Origin of the sequence: Anaerococcus sp. NML200574, from assembly GCF_026131665.1 — a bacterium.
GTDB lineage: Bacteria > Bacillota > Clostridia > Tissierellales > Peptoniphilaceae > Anaerococcus > Anaerococcus kampingae.
Map to the genome: position 1 here is coordinate 1 of NZ_JAMXSM010000049.1, position 6,254 is coordinate 6,254.

3 protein-coding genes, 18 tRNA genes and 1 rRNA gene are annotated in these 6,254 nt (G+C 40.7%); all 22 read right to left on the reverse strand.

What is annotated here, in order from left to right:
- Window positions 1–413 precede the first annotated feature (413 nt).
- Entirely contained in the window at window positions 414–1,208 is a 795-nt protein-coding gene (locus NH286_RS10285) for an alpha/beta hydrolase (RefSeq protein ID WP_265238717.1), read from the reverse strand.
- Window positions 1,209–1,387: 179 nt separating this feature from the next.
- A complete protein-coding gene (locus tag NH286_RS10290) occupies window positions 1,388–2,113 on the reverse strand; it encodes a hypothetical protein (protein ID WP_265238718.1) in 726 nt (241 codons plus the stop codon).
- Between the two features lie 86 nt (window positions 2,114–2,199).
- On the reverse strand, window positions 2,200–2,712 hold the full coding sequence (locus tag NH286_RS10295; RefSeq protein ID WP_265238720.1) for a nitroreductase family protein: 513 nt from the start codon (window positions 2,710–2,712) through the stop codon (window positions 2,200–2,202).
- Window positions 2,713–3,501: 789 nt separating this feature from the next.
- Window positions 3,502–3,578, reverse strand: a tRNA-Ile gene (locus NH286_RS10300).
- A 26-nt stretch (window positions 3,579–3,604) separates the two neighbouring features.
- A tRNA-Ile gene (locus NH286_RS10305) sits at window positions 3,605–3,681 on the reverse strand.
- A gap of 151 nt (window positions 3,682–3,832) precedes the next feature.
- Window positions 3,833–3,908 (reverse strand) — tRNA-Trp (locus NH286_RS10310).
- Between the two features lie 92 nt (window positions 3,909–4,000).
- A tRNA-Phe gene (locus NH286_RS10315) sits at window positions 4,001–4,076 on the reverse strand.
- 5 nt (window positions 4,077–4,081) lie between these two features.
- A tRNA-Ser gene (locus NH286_RS10320) sits at window positions 4,082–4,175 on the reverse strand.
- Window positions 4,176–4,266, reverse strand: a tRNA-Ser gene (locus NH286_RS10325).
- A 145-nt stretch (window positions 4,267–4,411) separates the two neighbouring features.
- Window positions 4,412–4,487, reverse strand: a tRNA-Lys gene (locus NH286_RS10330).
- Between the two features lie 3 nt (window positions 4,488–4,490).
- Window positions 4,491–4,566: transfer RNA gene (locus NH286_RS10335), tRNA-Gln, on the reverse strand.
- An 80-nt stretch (window positions 4,567–4,646) separates the two neighbouring features.
- Window positions 4,647–4,723: transfer RNA gene (locus tag NH286_RS10340), tRNA-Arg, on the reverse strand.
- Between the two features lie 56 nt (window positions 4,724–4,779).
- A tRNA-Gly gene (locus NH286_RS10345) sits at window positions 4,780–4,853 on the reverse strand.
- Window positions 4,854–4,858: 5 nt separating this feature from the next.
- A tRNA-Tyr gene (locus tag NH286_RS10350) sits at window positions 4,859–4,944 on the reverse strand.
- A gap of 30 nt (window positions 4,945–4,974) precedes the next feature.
- Window positions 4,975–5,050 (reverse strand) — tRNA-Thr (locus NH286_RS10355).
- 26 nt (window positions 5,051–5,076) lie between these two features.
- Window positions 5,077–5,153: transfer RNA gene (locus NH286_RS10360), tRNA-Asp, on the reverse strand.
- Between the two features lie 56 nt (window positions 5,154–5,209).
- Window positions 5,210–5,285 (reverse strand) — tRNA-Val (locus NH286_RS10365).
- 94 nt (window positions 5,286–5,379) lie between these two features.
- Window positions 5,380–5,454 (reverse strand) — tRNA-Glu (locus NH286_RS10370).
- Window positions 5,455–5,601: 147 nt separating this feature from the next.
- Window positions 5,602–5,678, reverse strand: a tRNA-Met gene (locus NH286_RS10375).
- 75 nt (window positions 5,679–5,753) lie between these two features.
- Window positions 5,754–5,842 (reverse strand) — tRNA-Leu (locus NH286_RS10380).
- Between the two features lie 48 nt (window positions 5,843–5,890).
- Window positions 5,891–5,965, reverse strand: a tRNA-Asn gene (locus NH286_RS10385).
- A gap of 102 nt (window positions 5,966–6,067) precedes the next feature.
- Window positions 6,068–6,184 (reverse strand): 5S ribosomal RNA (gene rrf, locus NH286_RS10390).
- Window positions 6,185–6,254: the final 70 nt, after the last annotated feature.

The following is a 6,254-nucleotide window of genomic DNA, read 5'->3' on the forward strand; positions in this document are numbered from 1 at the left end:
TTAACATTTTTGCTATTTTGCTTCTTTTTGTTTCTGTTCTTTTTCTTGGCATTAAAAATCCTCCTGATTAGTTTTTTCTTACCCTAATCAGGAGGTCTCTATACACAAAATTTTACACAGTCTCAAAAAATCAGTATATTATCTTGATAAATCGCCCTTTTCTATAGAAAAGGGCCACCATCAATCTATAATATATTTGTATTGTAAGAAATTGAGCTACAACTTTTTGGGGGTACCATAGGGGCCTCTGCCGCCCCCTTAGCGTTCCCCCTTATTACGAAGATTCAATAATAAATAATCATAATTTAATAAAAGATAAAATAACGAAGAATTAAACTAAATAATAATATTATCTTGGATAATAAAACCCCCAATAATAACATATTATTTTATTGTAAAACAATCATCCAATTTTATTGTAAAACAAAACCCAAGCAATCCAATAAGCTCTTAGCCCAATCTTCTTCAGAATGGGTGTCTCCGCTTATTATTCTTAATTTTATATTATCTATTGGAATCCCTGCCTTTATTAGGAGGTCATAATATTTTATCGATGAATCTATATAGGCTTGGCTTATTTTTCTTTCCCCACTCTCTTCTGTGCCTACTTTGATGTAGATTTTTTGGTTGGATTTTAGTCTTGTATCTTTAAAGTAATTTTCAAATTCATCCTTAAAGGCGAAACTTGCTAGGGAGAATATGCCTAAGTTTCCTATTTTGGCTTGGTATTTTTTGCCTATAAAGGCTGATATATTGGCTCCGGCTGATGAGCCAATCATTGATGTAAATTTCTTACTTTTTTTAGTCCTATATTTCTGGTCTATGATGGGCTTTAAGGTATTTAAAATGAAATCTGCATAAGCATCCCCTTCTGGCCTTTCTATTTTTAAGTCTGCTAGGCTTTGATCAAGGGGCCAAGGACTATATTCTGCCATCCTTGCTGGGCTATTGTCTATAGCTACTCCTATGAATTCTTTAAGATTTTTATTCTCCATGATTGTTTCTATGAGCCCCCAAGATCTGCCTGAATAGGATTCATTGTCAAAGAAAATATTTTGCCCATCGTGAAAGTAGACTACCGGATATTTTCTAGATTTATTTTGATTGTAAGAATAGGGCAAGATTACCCTTATCCTTCTTTTATCTTTTTTATAATCCATTTCTAGGTAATATTCTTCAAGAATATTTTCCCTTTTTATATTAGACATGGCTTTTCCTTTCTTTTTATTTCTATAATTATATAATTTTATAAATATATATCAATAAAAAAGTCCCCTTGGTTATTTATATATAAAAAATCCAGCCTATTTTAAGCCAGGCTGGATTTTTCTTAATCATGTATAGTTGTTTGTATATATCTATATGATTTCGAGTGAAAATAAGGCCCTTAATCGTGATGGTGATGGTGTGTATAGGCCCACTTGTCATGTTCTGTAAATATTATTCCTTGGGTCTTGTTGTATAAGATTATTCCATAAGCCTCAAAAGCTTCATCATGATCATTGTCTTCTTCATCATGATCTTGGTGATTATGATCATGGTCCTCATGACCTTCTTCCTCATGAAGCTCTTCCATAATTTCCTTATACTGGTTATTTTCTAAAAGATAAGCATCAAGTGGGGCTCCCTTTAGGTAGAGAATGTATTCATCATCTACTCCCAAGCCATTTGCAAAGTCTACCCAGGATTGGTATTTGATTTCCGCATCTGGCCCCTTTTGATTATTTATTGAAAAATCGGATAACTTTAGCTTATAGATTCCCTTTTCTATAGTATCTACTATTTTAAATTTACCAGAAAAAATAGACTTATGAATCTCAGACCTATTATAGGTCTTCTGACTTTCTGTCTTTAGTCCAAAATCTTGACCATCCAAGTCAGAATTAGATAAAAAATCTCCATCGAAGTCGCCCTTGTCATAAAAATTGAGCGAGCTATAGGCGTGAGGATTTGAAAATGAATCTTTTAGATTTTTGCCATCAAGAAAGTTAAGGACTTGTTCATTTAAGGATTTAGCTTGGCTTATTTGTTTTTTAGAATTTTCTATTTCATAGCCTTTGCCTGCACATCCTACTAATATCAGGCAAAGCCCTAACAAAAATATTTTTTTCATATATATCCTTCATTATCAGTTATTAAAATATTTTACTCTTTTTTAAGCCTATATTAAATTTAAAAAGACCCATTTAAGGGCCTTACTTAAATAAATTTAAATGTTTCTGATAGCTCTTTGCGGTTGGTGTGGTTAGCAAGTGGTTTGCCATCACCATTGGCATAGCCTAAATCTATTAGGCAGACTATTTGCTCATTTTCTGGTAAATCTAGGGCCTTGGCAAGCTCATCTGGATCAAAGAAATTAATCCAACAAGAATCAACCCCTTCATAAGCCGCAGCTAAAACCATGTGGGTTGCTACAATTGTAGCATCTTCTACACCAGAATCATACTTATCGCCAGGATATGTATAAATATTATCCTTACCGAAGGCAACAACAAGCACAGTAGGTGCCCCATAACGGCATGGTGTATGCTCATCTATGATAGCAAGGGCCTTCTTAGATTCTGCCACATATATTCTTTGAGGTTGGTTATTTTTAGCAGTAGGTGCAAGGCGACCAGCCTCGAGTACTCTCTCCAAATCATCCCTATCTAAGGCAAGACTAGCAAAATTCTTGCATGAATAACGCTCTTTAACTAAATCAATAAATTCCATAAAAACTCCCTTCTATCTATATTTACCCAAAAATTGTAAAAATAAAATAAAGCTGCTTAGTTAAGGTGAAAAGTAAGCACTTCTTTTGAAATGCTTGGTGGGGCTTTATAGACTTGTCCTTGCGAATCGAAGATGAGCAATGGAAAGTCTTATGCAGAGCTATAGACATGTACTAACGAGCAAAGCGGGTTATGGAATGTCTTATGCAGAGCTATTTGGGGCTTTTGTGGCGAAAAAGCAGGGCACTTAAACATCCATTTATAGACATATCCTGATAAGCTTGAAAAGCGAATCATGGAATGTCTTATGCAAGGCTATTTTGGATGTTTAAGGAGAAAAAATAGTGCGATAGTACGGAAAGCTTACAAAGTAAGCGATTTTCTCAAGCCCGAAAGAGGTCCTCAATGAGCCGGACGGGCTGTCCTCTACGATCCGGACGGGCTTGTTACCGATAGGTCCGCTCCAAATTTCCCAAAAAAATAAGCACTTCTTTAGAAATGCTTGGTGGGGCTTCAGGGACTTGTCTTGGTGAATCCAAAAGATAAGCCATGGAAAGTCTTATGCCGTAGCCAGGGACTCGAACCGTCTCACACGCCGACGGGCTATCCACCTGGTAAACACCCCTTGATTTTGGGTGTTTGCCCCGAAATCTAGCGCGATAGCTCGGATAAGCTTGCGAAGCAAACGGGATGTCGTCAGGTTATGAGCCCTCAATGAGCCGGGCAGGCTTGTTACCGGTAGGTCCGCTCCCAAATTTCCCAAAAAAATAAGCACTTCTTTAGAAATGCTTGGTGGGGCTTCAGGGACTCGAACCCTGGACCTACCGGTTATGAGCCGGGCGCTCTAACCGACTGAGCTAAAGCCCCATATAACTGGTATCCTATGAAATTTATGGTGGACCTGAGTAGACTCGAACTACCGACCTCACGCTTATCAGGCGTGCGCTCTAACCACCTGAGCTACAGGTCCACAAATATAAAGATTTCTCGCTTCGCTCGACCATTCTGCCTCTGCACCAGACCTACAATCCATTTATTTCAGAAATGGTGTTAGGACTTCGCATGGAGGGTCCTTTATGAGCCGAACGGGCTGTCCTCATCGAGCCGGACGGGCTTGCTTTTGGCAGGGGAGACAGGATTTGAACCCGCGACATCCGGTTTTGGAGACCGACGTTCTGCCAGCTGAACTACTCCCCTAAATCCTTTCATTAAAAGCTAAAACTTCTAAAAAATAAAGCCTTGGGCTTTTATAAGCCCCATGACTTAGGATTTAGTCATATTAGCTTATTTGGTGCCCAGAGGCGGAATCGAACCACCGACACGGGGATTTTCAGTCCCCTGCTCTACCGACTGAGCTATCTGGGCATATTTGGCGGAGAAGGAGGGATTTGAACCCTCGCATCCCTTTTGAAAGGATCTACTCCCTTAGCAGGGGAGCCTCTTTAGCCACTTGAGTACTTCTCCTGGCGGAGAGGAAGGGATTCGAACCCTTGTGAGCCGAAAGACTCTAACGGTTTTCAAGACCGCCCCGTTATGACCGCTTCGGTACCTCTCCTTATTTTATAATAAAAGTATTCAAATGGCTTGCCTTTAATATCCTTTAGGGATATAAAATTAAATCGTTGATAAAAATCAACGAGTTGGCCTTAAGCCTACTTCTCTCCTGCTCACTTATGTAAAGTGAGCTAGGTGGAAGTTATTGGTGACCCATCGGAGATTCGAACTCCGGACACCCTGATTAAAAGTCAGGTGCTCTACCGGCTGAGCTAATGGATCATATGGCTGGGATAGCAGGACTCGAACCTACGCATACCAGAGTCAAAGTCTGGTGCCTTACCGACTTGGCTATATCCCAACAGTCACGTACTAATATAGTATAACACATCTTTGACGTTTTTGCAAGTTTTTTTTATAATTTCTTACATATGTAAGATTTGGCGCGCCTTCCAGGATTCGAACCTGGGACACACGGATTAGAAGTCCGTTGCTCTATCCAGCTGAGCTAAAGGCGCATAATCATCCTGCATGGCATTAGTAGTTGCCGCTATTAGATTTATTTATCTTTTAGTGGAGCGGGTGAAGGGAATCGAACCCTCGCAACCAGCTTGGAAGGCTGGGGCTCTACCACTGAGCTACACCCGCAAGGTTGGTGGGGATGAGCGGATTCGAACCACTGAAAGCTAAGCTAACGGATTTACAGTCCGTCCCATTTGGCCAACTCTGGAACATCCCCACAATTATAATATTTTTATATAAAACTTACTGGAGCTGATGATAGGACTTGAACCTACAACCTATTGATTACAAATCAATTGCTCTGCCAATTGAGCTACATCAGCACATTGGATCACTATTGCAATCCAAATGGCGACCTGGATGGGATTCGAACCCACGACCTCCGCCGTGACAGGGCGGCATTCTAACCAGCTGAACTACCAGGCCTCATCAACATTTTATTATAGGATAACAAAATGTAATGAGTAATATTTTATTACTTCTGGTGGAAGTAACAGGGCTCGAACCTGTGACCCCCTGCTTGTAAGGCAGATGCTCTCCCAACTGAGCTATACTTCCAAAAACAGAACATTTTGTAAGTCCTCGGACTTCGTCCTGCGGTATTTCGCGCCTGTAGGGCGCGCCTCCTCCAAGAGCCGGAGTGGCTTGCTTTTGGTGACCCCACCGGGATTCGAACCCGGGATACCACCGTGAAAGGGTGGTGTCTTAACCGCTTGACCATGGGGCCTTAATTTAAACATTAATTCAAGTATTTAATTCTATTTTGTTCACACTATACGAGCGGTAACCAGACCTACCAGCCAATTGTTTCACAATTGGGGTTAGGGGCTTCGAACCGCTTGACCATGGGGCCTCATTCATCTTTTTTATGTATTGGTTGCGGGAGCAGGATTTGAACCTACGACCTCCGGGTTATGAGCCCGACGAGCTACCAGACTGCTCTATCCCGCGATAATTCGCATTAGATATGGTAATCTAATTGCTTGCAACTGTACATTTATTTAACTGTTAGCTTCTCTAAGCTATTGGTGCCGAGAATCGGAATCGAACCGATACGGTGTTTAACCACCGCAGGATTTTAAGTCCTGTGCGTCTGCCAGTTCCGCCACCCCGGCACATATTAAGTTAAAAGCGGCTTCGGCTTCAAACTAATAAAAGTTTGTTGGCGCTCAGGGTGGGACTCGAACCCACAACCTACCGGTTAACAGCCGGGTGCTCCACCATTGAGCTACCTAAGCATGACATGATAATATAATAGCATGTTTTTTTGATTTTGTCAATACTTATTATGAAATTTACAGTTAGTACAAACTAGCCAAATAGGCTAGTTGTATTAAACTGTTTGGCGACTTCCTACTCTACCACCCAGTTGCCCAGGCAGTACCATCGGCGTTATGAGACTTAACTTCTGTGTTCGGTATGGGAACAGGTGTATCTCTCATGCAATCATCACCATATTTTTTGAACCATCTTTCTCGCTTCGCTCGACCATTTCATGGAGAGTCCTCCATAAGCCGGACGGGCTTG